The organism is Streptomyces sp. NPDC028928 (genome assembly GCF_055564915.1).
The window spans coordinates 265589-281694 of the sequence record NZ_JBVHVI010000003.1; the positions used below are offsets into that span (position 1 = coordinate 265589).

15 protein-coding genes are annotated in these 16106 nt (G+C 70.9%); 7 read left to right on the top strand and 8 right to left on the bottom strand.

Annotated features, from left to right (window positions below; all coding sequences use genetic code 11):
* Positions 1–55: 55 nt before the first annotated feature.
* Positions 56–616 carry a hypothetical protein gene (locus tag ACZ4U1_RS10295; RefSeq protein WP_467901875.1) on the top strand — a complete coding sequence of 187 codons (561 nt, stop codon included), beginning with the start codon at positions 56–58 and terminating at the stop codon, positions 614–616.
* 3 nt (positions 617–619) lie between these two features.
* On the opposite strand, the gene ACZ4U1_RS10300 is transcribed toward ACZ4U1_RS10295, so the two are convergent.
* From ACZ4U1_RS10300 to ACZ4U1_RS10310, 3 genes are read right to left on the bottom strand one after another with little or no spacing between them, the layout of a single operon-like run.
* Positions 620–1393 carry an enoyl-CoA hydratase/isomerase family protein gene (locus tag ACZ4U1_RS10300; protein WP_467901877.1) on the bottom strand — a complete coding sequence of 258 codons (774 nt, stop codon included), beginning with the start codon at positions 1391–1393 and terminating at the stop codon, positions 620–622.
* Positions 1390–1797 carry a Zn-ribbon domain-containing OB-fold protein gene (locus ACZ4U1_RS10305; protein ID WP_467901879.1) on the bottom strand — a complete coding sequence of 136 codons (408 nt, stop codon included), beginning with the start codon at positions 1795–1797 and terminating at the stop codon, positions 1390–1392. Before ACZ4U1_RS10305 ends, ACZ4U1_RS10300 begins: the two co-directional genes overlap by 4 nt.
* Before the next feature lie 5 nt (positions 1798–1802).
* The gene (locus tag ACZ4U1_RS10310) at positions 1803–2960 is read right to left on the bottom strand and encodes a lipid-transfer protein (RefSeq protein ID WP_467901880.1); all 1158 of its coding nucleotides are present in this window, start codon (positions 2958–2960) and stop codon (positions 1803–1805) included.
* A gap of 88 nt (positions 2961–3048) precedes the next feature.
* Between ACZ4U1_RS10310 and ACZ4U1_RS10315 the strand changes: the two genes are divergently transcribed.
* A complete protein-coding gene (locus ACZ4U1_RS10315) occupies positions 3049–4635 on the top strand; it encodes a FadD3 family acyl-CoA ligase (RefSeq protein WP_467901882.1) in 1587 nt (528 codons plus the stop codon).
* An 870-nt stretch (positions 4636–5505) separates the two neighbouring features.
* Here ACZ4U1_RS10315 and ACZ4U1_RS10320 read toward each other — a convergent pair.
* The 3 genes from ACZ4U1_RS10320 to ACZ4U1_RS10330 form a co-directional block, all read right to left on the bottom strand.
* Positions 5506–6243, bottom strand: a complete 738-nt coding sequence (locus tag ACZ4U1_RS10320; protein ID WP_467901883.1) for a hypothetical protein — start codon at positions 6241–6243, stop codon at positions 5506–5508.
* 255 nt (positions 6244–6498) lie between these two features.
* Entirely contained in the window at positions 6499–6702 is a 204-nt protein-coding gene (locus tag ACZ4U1_RS10325) for a DUF397 domain-containing protein (RefSeq protein WP_467901885.1), read from the bottom strand.
* Positions 6659–7534, bottom strand: coding sequence for a helix-turn-helix domain-containing protein (locus ACZ4U1_RS10330; RefSeq protein WP_467901887.1), 876 nt, complete (start codon positions 7532–7534; stop codon positions 6659–6661). Before ACZ4U1_RS10330 ends, ACZ4U1_RS10325 begins: the two co-directional genes overlap by 44 nt.
* Positions 7535–7654: 120 nt before the next feature.
* Between ACZ4U1_RS10330 and ACZ4U1_RS10335 the strand changes: the two genes are divergently transcribed.
* A complete protein-coding gene (locus ACZ4U1_RS10335; RefSeq protein WP_467901889.1) occupies positions 7655–8263 on the top strand; it encodes an ATP-binding protein in 609 nt (202 codons plus the stop codon).
* 144 nt (positions 8264–8407) lie between these two features.
* Here the strand turns inward: ACZ4U1_RS10335 and afsS are convergent, their stop codons facing one another.
* Complete coding sequence (gene afsS / locus ACZ4U1_RS10340; RefSeq protein WP_467901891.1) at positions 8408–8593, bottom strand: regulatory protein AfsS; 186 nt, start codon at positions 8591–8593, stop codon at positions 8408–8410.
* A gap of 210 nt (positions 8594–8803) precedes the next feature.
* Entirely contained in the window at positions 8804–11767 is a 2964-nt protein-coding gene (gene afsR, locus ACZ4U1_RS10345) for an SARP-family global regulator AfsR (RefSeq protein ID WP_467901893.1), read from the bottom strand.
* A 189-nt stretch (positions 11768–11956) separates the two neighbouring features.
* Here afsR and ACZ4U1_RS10350 point away from each other — a divergent pair, with 189 nt between their 5' ends.
* The 4 genes from ACZ4U1_RS10350 to ACZ4U1_RS10365 all read left to right on the top strand — a co-directional run bounded on the left by ACZ4U1_RS10350 (position 11957) and on the right by ACZ4U1_RS10365 (position 16100).
* Positions 11957–13183, top strand: a complete 1227-nt coding sequence (locus ACZ4U1_RS10350; protein WP_467901895.1) for an amidohydrolase family protein — start codon at positions 11957–11959, stop codon at positions 13181–13183.
* On the top strand, positions 13180–14103 hold the full coding sequence (locus tag ACZ4U1_RS10355) for an LLM class F420-dependent oxidoreductase (protein WP_467901897.1): 924 nt from the start codon (positions 13180–13182) through the stop codon (positions 14101–14103). Before ACZ4U1_RS10350 ends, ACZ4U1_RS10355 begins: the two co-directional genes overlap by 4 nt.
* A 10-nt stretch (positions 14104–14113) precedes the next feature.
* Complete coding sequence (locus ACZ4U1_RS10360; RefSeq protein WP_467901898.1) at positions 14114–14884, top strand: SDR family NAD(P)-dependent oxidoreductase; 771 nt, start codon at positions 14114–14116, stop codon at positions 14882–14884.
* 97 nt (positions 14885–14981) lie between these two features.
* Positions 14982–16100, top strand: coding sequence for an LLM class flavin-dependent oxidoreductase (locus ACZ4U1_RS10365; RefSeq protein ID WP_467901901.1), 1119 nt, complete (start codon positions 14982–14984; stop codon positions 16098–16100).
* Positions 16101–16106 lie beyond the last annotated feature (6 nt).

Genomic DNA, 16106 nt, shown 5'->3' on the forward strand with positions numbered 1-16106 from the left:
CGGCGGTCGCCACACAGTGACATGACCGTGACAGGCATCCCCTAGAGTGCTGGGCATGCATCGACGGGGACACATGCTCAGACTCACGGCGGTATCGGTCCTGGTCGTCCTGGCGCTCACCGGATTCAAGAGCCGCGGCCACGGACACAGCGGCAGCCACGGCAGCGGCGGCGGGTGCAGCAGCTCCAGCCAGGACCACGACAGCTCCTCGTCCACGTCGTCGGGCGGCGGCTACGGCTCGGGCACGCACCACGACTACGACGATGACGACGACTACTACGGCGACGACACCTCCGGAAGCTCGTCCGGCGGATCGGCGAGCACACCGACCCCCTCCGAGCACCAGGACGGCACGGCCCGGCTGGTGAGCTGCGCGACGGTGAAGAAGCCGTACGCGACCATCGAGGTCACCAACCCGAACGCCGCCGAGAGCAGCTTCGACGTCCACATCGTCTTCGAGGACGCGGACGACATGACGGTCAACGGCACCATCAAGGAGGTCAGCGTGCCCGCGAACGGCAGCAGGACCATCAAGGTGCCGGTGGACAACGCCAAGGAGAGCGCCCCGCAGGTCGACCACTGCGACCTGGACCCGGTGGCCTCCTACAACTGGTGAGGCTCACCGCGTCCTGAACTGCGGGCGGCGGGCGGCGAACAGCTCCGCCTGCCGCTCGCCCGGCAGGTTCCCCAGCGAGATCAGATGCGGTGCCTGCGCGAACGCCGGGGCGAGAGAGGCCTCCCGGGCCGCCCACAACGCCCGCACGGTCCCCTGCACCGCCTCCGCCGGATACCCGGCGATGACGGCGGCGCAGCCGGCGGCGGCCCCCAACGCCCCACCCCTCTCCGTGACGTCGGAGACGAGACCGACCTCATGGGCCCGCCGCGCCGACAGCCGCTCGGCGCTGCCCATGAGCACCATCCGCGCGACCTCCCCGTACGGCATGCGCTGCGCCATGAGCATCGACTCGTAGGCGCTGACCATGCCGTAGGTGGTGTGCGGGTCGAAGAAGGTGGCGTCGGCCCCGGCGACGACGAACTCGCACTCGCCGAGCAGATAGAAGGCACCCCCGCAGGCCATCCCCTCCACGGCGGCGACGACCGGCTTCCACAGCCCGTTCGCCTTGGGCCCCACACCCAGCAGCGGATCGTCCTGCATGTACGGCGAGTCGGGCTGCGGCACGACGGCGTCCCGGTCGATGCCCGTACAGAACGCCCGCTCCCCGCTCCCGGCGAGCACGACGGCCCGCACGGAGTCGTCGAACCGCAATCCCCGCCACACTTCTCGGAGTTCCCGGACCATCTCCAGATCGATGGCGTTGAGCCGCTCGGGCCGGTCCAGCGTGACGACGGCGACCCCCGCGCCCTTGTCGACGTCGAGCCGGACGGTGTTCACGCGAGCACCCACTGCGGCAGCCCGCCCGCGAACACCGCCCGCACCCGGGCGCCGATCCTGAGGCGCGCCGGATCGAGGGAGCCGAGCGGCGCCCCGGCGGACGCGACCACGTTCCCCACGAGCCGTATCCGAGGAGCCTCCTCCAACTCCACGACGACCACGTTGTACGGCGCCTGCTCCGCGTAGTCGGGCAGCAGCGGCGGATGCGGCACGACGTACGACCACACCCGCCCCCGCCCCGACACCGCACGCCACTCACTCGCGAAGGACTGGCAGTGCGGGCAGCAGGGACGGGGCGGGAAGCGGAGTTCACCGCAGTCGCCGCACGCCTGGACGCGCAGCTCGCCACGGGCCGCGTACTCCCAGAAGGGGGCGCCGTCGGGGTCGGTGACGGGACTCAGCATGGCGGTCAGCTCCTGAGGAGGAGAGCGGAGGTGGGGACGCCTTCACCGGCCGTGACCAGGCAGGTCGAAGCGCCCGGGACCTGGGCGGTACTGGTCCCGCGCAACTGCTTGACGCCCTCGTTGACGAGGTTGAAGCCGTGCACGTAGGCCTCGCTGAGCCCGCCCCCGCCGGTGTTGAGAGGCAGCCGCCCGCCGATCTCCAGGGCACCCTGCTCGGTGAACGCGCCCCCTTCGCCGCGCGCGCAGAAGCCGTAGCCCTCCAGCGAGAGCGGTATGAGGGCGGTGAAGGCGTCGTAGATCTGCGCCACGTCGACGTCCTCCGGCGTGAAGTCGGCGTGCTTCCACAGATGCCGGGCGGCGGTCCAGGCGGGGCCGGTGAGCGGGTCGTCGTTCCAGTAGTTGACCATGCCGTGGTGCTGGGCGGGCAGCCCCTGCGCGGCGGCGTGCACGTAGACGGGTTTCTTGGCGCAGTCCCGGGCGCGCTCCTTGCCGACGACCACACAGGCCAGCGCCCCGTCCGTCTCCAGGCAGTTGTCGTAGAGGCAGAGCGGCTCGCTGATCCACCGGGAGGTCATGTACATCTCGCGGGTGAGCGGCCGTTCGTACATGACGGCGGCGGGGTTCTGGTTGGCCCGGTTCCGGCAGGCCAGCGCGACATTGAACAGGTGGTCCCGGCTGACGCCGTACTCGTGCATGTAGCGGCGCGTGAGCATGGCGATCTCGTCGGCGGGGCGGAGCAGGCCGAAGGGACGGGTCCACTGGGCGGGGGTGGGCAGCTGGACGGCGGTGTTCGTCCACGGCCGGGGCCCGCTCCCCCTCTTCCGCGACCGCCAGGCAACCCCGACGGTGGCCTGCCCGGAGGCGATGGCACCGGCGAGGTGCGCGACGGTGGCACAGGAGCCGCCCCCGCCGTAGGGGACCTTGCTGAAGAAGGTCAGGTCCCCGAAGCCGACGGCCTTGGCCAGCTCCACCTCATCGGTCTCCTCCATCGTGTAGGAGGCGAGCGCGTCGACCTCACCGGGCGCGATCCCCGCGTCATCGAGCGCGGCGAGCACGGCCCGGCAGGCGAGCGTCTTCTCGTCCTCGGCGAGGTGTCTGGCGAACGCGGTCTGTCCGATCCCGACGATGGCGACGGCGTCCTTGATCCCTGGTGACCCTGCCATGAGGTCCCCCTCTCCTGACAGCTCGTCAGATTACAGCTAATCTGACGGAGAGTCAGCTACTGCTCGTCTTGTGGGGGAGGCCGGACGTATGACCGGGTCGCCATCATGGAAAACCATCCCGGAACTGGTGCGGTGGGCGGCCGAGCGGTACGCGGACGGGGAGGCCGTGGTGGACGGCCGCACGAGAACCACGTACGCCGAACTGGGCGCCCGGGTGGAACGGGCGGCGGCGGCCTGCCTGGCGAACGGCCTGCAGGTGGGCGACCGGGTGGCTGTCTGGGCCCCCAACTCCCTGGACTGGATCGTCGCGGCCCTCGGCGCGGTCTCGGCCGGCGGGGTACTGGTCCCGCTGAACACCCGCTTCAAGGGCGGCGAGGCGACGGACGTACTGCGCCGCAGCGGGACGAGGCTGCTGTTCGTGACGGGGACGTTCCTGGGCACGTCGTACGTGGCGTCGTTGAGGCGGGCGGCGGGGGTGGGACCGGCTGAAGGAGGCCCGCTGCCGGCGTTGCCGGACCTGGAGCGGGTGGTGGTCCTGTCGGACGACGCGCCGCCCGGCTTCGAGACGTGGAAGAACTTCCTGGCGGCGGGGGAGGGGGTGCCGGGAGGGGACGTCGAAGCCCGCGAAGCACGGTTGACCAGATCGTCCCCCTCCGACATCACGTTCACCTCGGGTACGACGGGACGCCCCAAGGGCGCGGTGATCACGCACGGCCAGACCCTGAGGGCGTACGAGACCTGGGCGGACCTGGCCGGCCTCCGCCGCTCCGACCGCTACCTGATCATCAACCCGTTCTTCCACACCTTCGGGTACAAGGCCGGGGTGCTCGCCTGCCTCATGCGCGGGGCGACGATGATCCCGCAGCCGGTGTTCAACGTGGACACGGCGCTGGCGAACATCGCGGCGGAACGGATCTCGGTGTTGCCGGGCCCCCCGACCCTGCACCAGTCACTGCTGGACCACCCGTCCCGCGGTTCCTACGACCTCTCGACGCTCCGCCTGGTGGTGACGGGCGCGGCCGTGGTCCCCCTCACCTTGGTGGAACGCCTGCGCGACGAACTGGGCGTCGACACGGTCCTCACGGCCTACGGCCTCTCGGAGGCGAGCGGCATCGTCACGATGTGCCGCCGCGACGACCCTCCCACGGTGATCGCCTCCACCTCCGGCCGACCGATCCCCGGCACGGAGGTGAGAGTGGCCGCCCCACCCGGCACCCCCGGGGAGGTGCTGGTCCGGGGCTTCAACGTCATGCGGGGCTACTACGGCGACCCGACGGCGACGGCGGAAACGATGACGGAGGACGGCTGGCTGCGCACGGGCGACGTAGGCGTCCTGGACGCGGCGGGCAACCTGCGCATCACGGACCGCCTCAAGGACATGTTCATCGTCGGCGGCTTCAACGCGTACCCGGCGGAGATAGAGCAGTTGCTGGGCACCCACCCGGACGTGACGGAAGCGGCGGTCATCGGCATCCCGGACCCCCGCCTGGGCGAGGTGGCGAAGGCCTACGTCGTCCGCCGCCCCGGCTCCCTCCTCACCGCGGACGACCTGATCGCCTGGTCCCGCCGGGAGATGGCGAACTACAAGGTGCCGAGGTCGGTGGAGTTCGTACCGACTCTCCCCCGGAACGCGAGCGGCAAGGTACTGAAGGGAGAGCTGAGGGGAGGGGGTTGAGGTGACCGGATGCTGATTCGGTTGCCGTGGGGCCGCCCGCTTCTTGGGCCAGTGTCGGGCTTCCGCGAGGTGAGTCAAGGGCGCTGCGCGTCGCCTTCGGCGATGGGCCTCCGGCCCACCCTTGACACACCTCGCTCCAGCCCGGGGAAGAAGCGAGCGGGCAGCCCGGGGAAAGTGGCCGGCTGGGGTGGGTTGGGCCCTGGGGTCGGCTGTGTTCGCGGCGTGGGGAGGGGTGCGCGGTCGCGTCGCGCGGGCACGCCGGGCTGGCTTGGCGGCTTGCGGGTCGTGGGTCGTGGGTCGTGGGTGGGGCGAGACCCACAGGTCCCACGGGTCCCACAGTTCACAACGGTTCGGTGATTGGCGGATTTGGGCCACCCTCACCAGCCGTTCCGCCTGCCAACCTGCCCCGCCTCCTGGCCCAACTGCGCCAATCACCGTTTGGAGGGGGGGATTGCGCGGACCCGAGGATCGGGCCGGGGGAGACTCCTCCGGGGCCATGGAGGCCCCCGAGCCCCCAAACCCCCAACCGCCCTCGGCCTCCTCGGGCCGGGAAGGCCGCAGCCGCCAATCCCACCCGGCGTCCATGCGAGGCGCGACCGCGCCCCCCACCCTCCCGTAAGCCGCTTAACCAGCCCGGCGTGCATGTGAGCTGCGTCCGCGCCCCTCACCAACGGTGCGGACGCAGCCGGCCTCGGGGCCCGGTGCCGGGCTGGGCCACCGCCTTTCCGGGCCGCTCGCTCGCTTCTTCCCCGGGCTGGAGCGAGGTGTGTCAAGGGTGGGCCGGAGGCCCATCGCCGAAGGCGACGCGGGAGCGCCCTTGACTCACCTCGCGGAAGCTCGACTCTGGCCGAGAAGCGAGCGGCCCCACGGTCACTTGGGATCGCCGGTCAGAGAAGCCAGGGTCGCCTTGATCTCCGTGACCATGTACCCAGGCCGCCCGAAGACGTCCTCGGCGCTGAAGCGGAGGAGGCTGCGGATCTCGGGGCAGCGGAGGAGCTGGTTGTAGCGGGCGATGTCCCTGCGGTGGGCTTCACGGGTGCCGTGGTAGGCGTACCCCTCGATCTCCACGCCGAGCCCGGCCGCCCGGAAGAGGAAGTCGACCACGCGGCGGCTGCCGTCCGGGGTGCGCAGCTCCGCTTGGCTCTCGGGGTGCAGGCCGGCGTCGTACATGCGCAGTCGGGCAACCGTCTCGGCGGGGGAGCCGGCGAGCGGGTCGGTCAGCCGGAGCCAGTCCCGGGCCCGGCCCGATACCGGTGAGGCCCTCCCCAACGCGGCGGCGACTTCGTCCCTCCGGACCAGCGGCGCGCGCCGGACCCGTCCGACCCTGCGGTAGGTCAGGGCCGAGTCCACGGCGACGACGGCCAAGTCCCTCGGGCCACGACGCAGGAGGTCGACGCACGTGCGGGTGGGGGTGGTGAGCCGTAGCCCCTGCCTCTCCACCACGTCGCCTCTGTCGAGCGACATCCGGTGCACGCGTACGCCGCTGCCCAGGCGGTGGACGCTGAGGTGCGGGTCGATGAAGTCCAGCGGTGCCTTGCGGCCGGCGCCGAGCAGCTCGATCCGCCAGAGGGCGGCCGCCGAACCGTGGCTCACGACAAGCTGGGGCACGCGAAGCTGGACGGCCCGGAGGTGAGTGAGCAGGTCCGGGTCGCGGCCCGGCTCGGCCCAGGCACCGTGCCGGAGCTGCGTCCAGCCTTCTCCGCGCAGCGCACGCGTCAGGCTGCGCCGAGGCCAGCCTGCCTCTACGGCACGTGAGGTGAGGAGGACGCCCCTGTCCGCCAGCGCCCTCAAGTCCGTTCGCTCCACACGGGCAAGATCGCAGAACCCTCGACCTGCCGCTTGCCCTGTGGATAACCGAGTGGGTCAGCCCTTCAGGGAGCCGAGGAAGGCGTTCCAGGCGAGGGGGCGGAAGAGGAGCACGGGGCCGTCCTGGGCCCTCTTCGAGTCGCGGACGGGGACCACGTCGGGGTGAGCGTCGGCCACTTCGACGCACTCGCCGCCGCTGCCGTTGCTGTAGCTGCTCTTACGCCACAGTGCGGTGCTCAGATCGATCCGGGTACTTGCCATCTCGGTAGTCCTCTGCCGCTTGTTCGACCTTGGCCAGGGACGTCTCCGGCGGTAGTGCCGCGGCCCTGAGCAGATCGTACGACCTGCGGTAGTCCTTCACGAGCGCTGGATAGTCGATGAGTTGGCCATTGTGGAGCCCTTCGGTGTAGGCCACCGGTGGGGCGTCCGGGAAGGTCATCACCCTCATCATGCCCATCATGAACGGATGAGCGTGCGCCGTTTCCGGGAGGATCTGCAGAACGCCCTGCGTAGAGCGGATCACGTAAGCAATGTGCTCCAGCTGCTCCGCCATCTCCGTCGGGGGTAGAAGGGGCTTGCGGACGAGGGACTCGTGCAGCACCGCCCAGAACGACGGCCGCTCCTCCCGTTTCCAGATCGCTGCGCGTTCCAGCCGGGCCTGGACCTGTTTCTCGACGGTCTTGGGTGGCAGCCAGGGCAGGGATGTGTGCACGACGGCCTCTGCGTACGCCCGTGTTTGGAGGAGCCCCGGCACGAGCATGGGAGCCCAGTCTTCGATCGTCTCCGCATGCCGCTCCATCTCCGCCACATCCGCGAAGTACTCCGCATGCCCCGACTGCCGCGCCCGGCGCGCATCTTCACAGCGTCTCTCGAAAAACCCGTCCGTCCCCAGCACCTTGTCGACGTGCCGGGCCAGATCCAGGGGCATCCGCCGCTCCCCGCGCTCGATCTGGCTCAGGAACGGGACACCCCGGAAACTCCCCTCAGCGAGTTGCTCCAGCGTGAGCCCCGCCAGCTCCCGTCGGTACCGCAACTCCGCGCCGTAGAAGGAGGGGACGTTCGCCGAGGCGTCAGGGTCTTTGCGTGGGGGCACGACTCATCACCGCCGTTTGCCAGTTGAGCTTGCGCAGCCGAAACCTCTTCAAAAGGTACCGGCGACGGCGTCACCGTGTGACTGTTTCGTCACAGAGAGCACAGGAAGGCGGACGCAACCGTGTCGTCCTCGAAACTCCCCTCCGCCCAGCGCGGCAACTCCGTCTACGACACCACCCTCTGCGTGGACGACCTGCGCGAGGCGCTCTCCGCCCGCGGTATCACCCTCCCCTCCCTCCGGGTGGACCTGCCGAGCTTCGCGGGCAGATACGAATCCCCGGCCGGCCTGGTCGCGCTCGGCAACTGCAACACGGCGACGGCACGGAAGCTGGCGAGGGTGCTGCGGGGCGAGGGCCTTGAGGCGAGCCGCCCACCGCTGGACGTCGAGTTCGTCGCCGTACCGAAGGCACTCCAGGGGCTGCGCCGCACCGTACGCCGCTACCTGGACGCGCCCTGCGCCGACGTCCAGCTGTGTGTCACCGAACTCGTGGGCAACGTGATCCGGCATGTGGGGGAGGGTGTGTGTGTCCGGTTGCGGGTGGCCCGGACGGACAGCGGGGGCATCCGCGTCGAGGTCACCGATCAGGAGGCGGGGAGCCTTCCCGCGCTCTCGCCTGCCACGGAGGACGACGAGACCGGGCGCGGCCTCGCGCTGATCGATGCGGTGACGGTGCGGTGGGGTGTGGAGCAGGGGGTGGAGAAGACCGTGTGGTGCGAGTTGGAGGGGTGACGCGCCGAGGGGCCGAGCTTCCGCCCGGCCCCTCGGCGACGTGTTGCCGGGATACGGCGTGGTTGTCCGGACACAGCTCGGCCGCGGCGGCTCCCCCTCCGCGCCGCCGCGGCCGACCCCCGTCGGGATGGAAGTCCTCGGGACTTACTTGCCGTCCAGGTCCAGGGCGGGCGGGGCAGGCATGTGGTTGTCCATGGTCGTGATGGCATCCGTTGCCGGCCCGATCGGCATGTGGTTGTCGAGCGTGGTGACAGTCTCGTCCGTGGCCGGCTCGCTGGGCATGTGGTTGTCCAGCGGCTTGGCGTCCGCGGTCTTCTTCGTGTCGCTCATCATGCTTCCTTCGCTGTGGTGAGGAGTCAGGAACGCCCGTCCGGTAGCTCCCCCGAGGGCCGCCGGACGGGCGTTCGGAGCCGCACACTAACCGGTGGAGGCTCCAGCGGACCATCTGCCCCCCGACGCGATGGTCTGACTGGTACGAGCGTGCCGCGTAGCGATAAACGAATGCTGAACGTGCCTCAGTCGCCGGTCGGCACGGGGGCGTTACGCCGCAGTGCCCGCGGCGAGCAGGGCGCGCACGTCCTCTGCCTCCGCTGCGCTGTTCTGCTCGTACAGGCTGAGTGCTTCCCGCCAGCAGGCCTTCGCGCGGTCGACCTGGCCCAGCGCGGACAGGGCTTGCCCAAGGAGCGTGAGGACGTTGCCCCGCATCCGGTCCCCGCCGATGCATCCCAGGGCCAGTGCCTGTTCGGCATGCTGGGCTGCCTGCGTGACACATTGCGTAGCCATGAGGACCTCAGCGATGCGGAAGTTCGTGGTCCCCTCCCACAGGCGCTGGCGGTGCCCGCTGAAGATGGCCCGCGCTTCGGAGAACTGAGACAGCGCCTCATTGTGCCGACCGGCCTGAGACAGCGCGACGCCCACCGCGAAATGCCCGTTCGCCAGACGCATGGTCCGGCCCAGACTGAGGTACACAGCCAGCCCGCGCATGGCGATCTCGACCGCCTCAGTGGTGTTGCCAACACCTAGTTGAGCCCGCGAGAGATTCGACAAGGCCGAGGCTTCGCCCGGGCGGTTCTCGGCGGCCCTGAAACCGTCGATGGCCTGATCGAAGTACGCCCGGCCATCCGCATAACGCCGCTGGTGGAGGCAGATCAGTCCTCGGTTGTTGGCCACCCAACTGGCAGCGGTCGAGTCGCCCACGCCCTCCGCCAGACGCATTGCCGTCTCGGCCTCCGCCTCCGCTTGCTGAATACGCCCGGACACGAGCAGGACGTCGGTCAAAACGGTCCGCGCCCTGCCCTCGGCCCGGGCATCCCCCACCGCCTGAGTCGCCTCGCACATCGCTCGCGCCGTCGCCTCGTACTGATGGGAGTTCGCCCCTGACTCGGTCAGGTCCTTGGCCGCCCACAGCAGGTCGACGCCCCGCCGCAGTCGTTCGGTCCCAGCCGATTGCCGTACGCACGCCAGTAGCGGCGCGGCCTCCGTGTACAGCCAGTCGAGCGCTGTCGTCGCTTCCGTGAACCGCAGCCCCGCGTACTCCGTCGATTCCAGGTCGTCCACCAACCGGTCCCCCGGCCGCTCGATCGCGTACACACCCGCAGTCGTAGCGAGGTAGAAGTCCAGCAACCGAGACATAGCCGCCTCCCGCTCACCAGGCGGCCACTCGTCCCTCTCCGCGCAAGCGCGCGCATAGAGCCGTACCAGGTCATGGAACCGGTACCGCCCAGGCGCCGCCGACTCCAGCAGCGACGTGTCGACCAGGGACTCCAGCAGGTCCTCGGTCTCCTCCGCGGGGAGGTCCAGGACCGCGGCCGCTGCGGCCAGCGAGATGTCCGGGCCGTCGGCCAAGCCGAGGAGCCGGAAGGCGCGAGCCTGGGCCGGTTCGAGCTGGCCGTAGCCCAGCTCGAAGGTGGCCTTGACCGCCAGGTCGCCGGCCTGCAGCTCGTCCAAGCGGCGGCGTTCGTCCGCCAGCTTCGCCGCCAGGACGGACACCGTCCACGTACGGCGTGCCGCCAGGCGGGACGCGGCGATGCGGATGGCCAGGGGGAGGAAGCCGCACGCGGCCACGACGTCCAGCGCGGCCTTCCGCTCCGAGGCCACCCGCTCCTCGCCCACGATCTTCGTGAACAACGCCAACGCCTCTTCGGGAGACATGACGTCCAGGTCGACCAGGTGGGCGCCGGCGAGGTCGAGCATGCGGACGCGGGAGGTGACCAGGGCGGCGCAGCCCTCCGTGCCCGGCAGCAGCGGCCTCACCTGGGCCGCGTCCTTGGCGTTGTCCAGCAGCACCAGGACCCGGCGGCCGTCCAGGACCGAGCGGTACAGCGCCGCGCGCTCCTCCAGCGAATCCGGGATCGATGCGTCGGCCGTGCCCAGCGCCCGCAGGAAAGAGCCCAGCACCGTCTCCGGCTCCGCCGGGCGAGGGCCCGCCCCCTGGAGGTCCACGTACAGCTGGCCGTCCGGGAAGGCCCCCCTGGCGCGGTGGGCCACGTGCACCGCCAGCGTCGTCTTGCCCACTCCGCCGATGCCGGCCAGGGCTGACACCGCCATGACCCGGCCCTCCGCCTCCGACGCCGAGGACAGGACCTCCGTCAGTTCCGACACGAAGGAGGAGCGGCCGGTGAAGTCGGGGACCGATGCCGGGAGCTGGGCCGGGCGGACCGGGGTCGACGTCGGCTCCGTCACGGGGGCCGACGGCTCCGCCAGGGACGGGTCCGCCTGGAGGATGCGCTGCTGGAGTTCGCTGAGGCCGGGGCGGGGGTCGACCCCCAGTTCCTCGGCCAGGAGGCGGCGGGTGTCGGCGTAGACCGCCAGGGCCTCCGCCTGGCGGCCGCTCCGGTACAGCGCCAGCATGAGCAGTTCGCGCAGGCGCTCGCGGAGCGGGTGCGCCGCCGTCAGGGCCGTCAGTTCCGAGACCGCCTCGGCGTGGCAGCCCTGTTCCAGGTCCAGGTCCAGGCGGGATTCCAGGAGGCCGAGGCGCCATTCCTCCAGGCGGGCCCGCTGGGCCTCGGCGTAGGGGCCGGGGACTCCGGCCAGGGGTTCGCCGTCCCACAGGTCGAGGGCCTGGTTCAGGAGCGTGCGGGCCCGGCCCAGGTCTCCGGCGGTCCGCGCCTTCTCCGCCTCCGACGCCAGGTCCTGCGCGACCGCCAGGTCCAGGGCGCCCTCGCCGAGGCCGCGGACGGCGTAGCCGCCGGACTCGCTGACCAGGACGCCGGGGCTCAACGCCTTCCGCAGCCGGGAGGCGTACGTGCGGACCGCCGCCAGGGCCTGGGAGGGCGGCTCGGACCCCCACAGCGCGTCGATGAGTTCCGCCGCCGTGGCCGTGCGGCCCTCGCGCAGCAGCAGTGCGGCCAGCAGGGCGCGCTGCTGGGGGGAGCCCGTGTGGAGCGCCTCCTCGCCGCGCCAGGCCCGCACGGGACCGAGTACGCCGAAGCGCAACGCCGCCGGCTCCGCGATGGTCACGGAGTCGGCGCGCCGCTGTTCCGGCACTCGCGGCCCACCGTCCATGCGTTCGCCCCCCTCGGCATCATGAACAACCCCGTCAGTTTGCCTTGTTCCGGGCGGTTGCGTCAGCCGTGGGAGACGCCGATCACAAGCCGACGGTTGCGGTCCACAAGGTCCTCACAAGCTCTCCGCATGCCGGCCGCCGCGGCAGTGGAGCTGACGGACCGTCAGATCGGCGCTAACGTGAGGCGTATGGAGACCACACAGTTCCCGCTGATCATCTCCGTCGACGACCACACCGTTGAGCCCGCCGGCGTCTGGCAGGACCGGCTGCCGGGGAAGTACCGGGACGTCGGGCCCCGGATCGTGCGGGCGCCGCTGAAGGAGATGACCTTCCTGGGCGGGCGCTTCAAGCCCGTCATGGGTGCACCGGGCAGCGATGAGGGGCCGATCGGCGACTGGTGGGTGTACGAGGACCTGCGCCGGCCGCTCACGCGTCTCGACACCGCCGTGGGGTGCGCCCGGGACGAGGTCCGGCTGGAAGTCATCACCTACGAGCAGATGCGGGCCGGGTCGTACGACGTGCCCGCCCGCCTCGCCGACATGGACGTCAACCATGTCCAGTCGGCCCTGTGCTTCCCGACCTTCCCCCGCTTCTGCGGGCAGACGTTCACGGAGGCCGCCGACAAGGAACTCGCCCTGCTCTGTGTCCGCGCCTACAACGACTGGATGGTGGAGGAGTGGTGCGGGCCCGACGCGCGGGGGCGGCTCGTACCGCTGACCCTCATACCCCTCTGGGACGCCCGCCTGGCCGCCCGGGAGGTGCGGCGGAACGCCGAACGCGGTGTCCGGGCCGTCGCCTTCTCCGAGATCCCGCCGCATCTCGGGCTGCCGTCCGTCCACACCGACGACTGGGATCCGTTCCTCGCCGCCTGCGACGAGACCGGCACCGTCATCGCCATGCACATCGGGTCGTCCAGCCGGATGCCCTCCACCTCCGCCGACGCCCCGCCCGCCGTCGGCTCCACGATCACCTTCGCCAACTGCTGCTTCTCGATGGTCGACTGGCTGATGAGCGGCAAGTTCGAGCGTTTCCCGAACCTGAGGGTCATGTACGCGGAAGGACAGATCGGGTGGATTCCCTACATCCTTGAGCGCGCCGACGTGGTGTGGGAGGAGAACCGGGGGTGGGGCGGGGTCGCCGGCAAGGTCACCCGGCCGCCGTCCGAGCTGTTCGCCGAGCACGTCTACGGCTGCTTCTTCGACGACGCCTTCGGGCTCAGGAACCTCGACGCCATCGGCGTCGGCAACGTCCTGTACGAGACCGACTACCCGCACTCCGACTCCACCTGGCCCAAGTCCCGCGAGGTCGGCGAGGCCCAGATGGGGCACCTCGACCCGGAGACCGTGACCCGGATCGTGAGGGGCAACGCCATCGAGCTGCTGGGGCTCACCCCGGAAGGGCTGTGGCGGGCGTGAGCCCCCTGGCGTACGGGATCCAGCTGCCCGTCCAGTCGCAGAGCACCCTCTACACCGAGCCCTGGGAGACCTCCGCCGGGCCGGAGGACCTGGTCGCCGTGGCGCGGGCGGCCGACGGGGCGGGGTTCGCGTACGTCGCCTGCTGCGACCACGTCGGCGTACCGCGCCGCCTCGCCCCGGCCATGAGCACGGTCTGGTACGACCCGGTGGCCACCCTCGCCCACCTGGCCGCCGTCACCGAGCGGGTACGACTGCTCAGCCATGTGGCCGTCGTCGGGCTCCGGCACCCGCTGCTCACGGCCAAGCAGTACGCCACCCTCGACCACCTCTGCGGCGGCCGGCTGATCCTCGGGGTCGGCGCCGGGCATGTGCGGGAGGAGTTCGAGGCGCTCGGCGTGGACTTCGAGCGGCGGGGGGCCGTGCTGGACGAGAGCATCGACGCCCTGCGGGCCGCCCTCGGCCGTGAGGAGTTCCCCGAGCATCACGGGAAGTACTACGACTTCGCCGGCCTGGGGCAGCGGCCGCGCCCCGCCCAGCCGTACGTCCCCCTCTGGGTGGGCGGTTCCTCGCCCGCCGCCGTCCGCCGGGCCGCGCTCAAGGGCGACGGCTGGCTGCCGCAGGGGGACCCCCGGGAGCGGTTGCCGGAACGGATCGCCCGCATCAAGGCGCTGCGGGAGGAGGCGGGCATCGAGGCGCCCTGCACCATCGGCGCCATCACCGAGCCCCTGTACGTCGGCCGGCCCGGCTGGGACGTCGGGCGGCGCACGGTCAGCGGTCCCCCGCAGGCGCTCGCCGAGTCCCTGCGCGCGTACCGCGCGATGGGCGTGGACCAGATCCAGGTGCGGTTCCGCAGCCGTGGCCGCGCCGAGCTCACCGACCAGATGGCGGCCTTCGGAGCCGAAGTGGCCCCCGACCTCTGAGGAGTACGGCATGGGCAAGCTGGACGGACGCGTCGTGATCGTCACCGGCGCGGCGCGCGGACAGGGCGAGCAGGAGGCGCGGCTGTTCCGGGCGGAGGGCGCGCGGGTGGTCGTCGCGGACGTGCTGGACGACCAGGGGAAGGCGCTCGCCGAGGAGATCGGGGCGCTGTACGTCCATCTCGACGTGGGCACGGAGGACGGCTGGCGGGAGGCCGTGGCCGCCGCCAAGCGGACGTACGGGCGGATCGACGGGCTGGTCAACAACGCCGGCATCCTGCGCTTCAACGCCCTCGTGGACACCCCGCTGGAAGAGTTCATGCAGGTGGTGCAGGTGAACCAGGTCGGCTGCTTCCTGGGGATGAAGGCGGTGGCGCCGGAGATGGCCGACGGGGGCACGATCGTCAACACCGCCTCCTACACCGCCCTGACCGGCATGGCGGCCGTGGGGACGTACGCCGCCACCAAGCACGCGGTGCTCGGTCTGACCCGGGTGGCCGCGCTGGAGCTGGCGGACCGGCGGATCCGGGTCAACGCCGTCTGCCCGGGCGCCGTCGACACCGCGATGTCGAACCCGGCCCGGCTGGAGCCGGACGCCGACCCGGAGGAGACGAGCCGCGCCCTGGACGAGCTGTACCGGGGGCTCGTGCCGCTGGGGCGGATCGGGAGGCCGGAGGAGGTGGCGCGGCTGGCGCTGTTCCTGACGTGCGACGACTCGTCGTACATCACCGGACAGCCGTTCGTCATCGACGGCGGGTGGCTGGCGGGGATCAGCGTCATCTGACCGACCGTCATCTCTTGACCCTCCGTGCGGCTGGTGCGACAGTCATCGAAAACTGACGGTGCGTCAGAAACTTCGGGACCGGGGACGGTGAACCGCCGTGGAATTCGGGCTCTTTGTACAGGGATACGTCGGCAAGCGCGCCGAGAACGACCCGCTGGCCGAGCACAAGGCGCTGATGGAGGAGACCGAGTACGTCATCCAGGCGGACAAGTCCGGCTTCAAGTACGCCTGGGCCTCCGAGCACCACTTCCTGGAGGAGTACTCCCACCTGTCCGCCAACGACGTCTTCCTCGGCTACCTCGCCCACGCGACCGAGCGGATCCACCTGGGCTCCGGGATCTTCAACCCGCTGGCCCAGGTCAACCATCCGGTGAAGGTCGCCGAGAAGGTCGCCATGCTGGACCACCTCAGCGAGGGCCGCTTCGAGTTCGGCAGCGGGCGGGGCGCCGGGTCGCACGAGATCCTCGGGTTCATACCGGGTGTGACCGACATGAACTACACCAAGGAGATCTGGGAGGAGACCATCGCCGAGTTCCCGAAGATGTGGCTCCAGGACGAGTACGCCGGCTTCCAGGGCAAGCACTGGCAGCTGCCGCCGCGGAAGGTCCTGCCGAAGCCGTACGGGAAGTCGCACCCGGCGATGTGGTACGCGGCCGGGTCCCCGCCGTCGTACGCCATGGCCGCGAGGAAGGGGCTCGGCGTGCTCGGCTTCAGCATCCAGAAGGTCTCCGACATGGAGTGGGTGCTGGAGCAGTACAAGACGGCGATCGTCGACGCCGAGCCGGTGGGGGACTTCGTCAACGACAACGTGATGGTCACGACCACCGCGATCTGCGCGCCCACGCACGCCGAGGCCATCGAGATCGCCGTGAACGGCGGGCTGCACTACCTGCCCTCGCTGGTCTTCCGCTACCACGACACCTTCCCCCGGCCGGAGGGGTTCCCGGTGTGGCCGGAGACGCTGCCCCCGTACACGCCGGAGTTCGTGGAGCTGCTGATCGAGGAGGAGCTGCTGATCTGCGGCGATCCCGACGAGGTGCTGCGCCAGTGCAAGCGGTGGGAGCAGGCGGGGGCGGACCAGCTGAGCTTCGGGTTGCCGGTGGGGGTGCCGAAGGAGGAGACGCTGCAGACGATCCGGCTCATCGGGGAGCACGTGATCCCGAGGATCGACACGGATCCGGTGCACCGGACCTCGCGGTTCCGGCAGGCTGTGTAAGGGGGT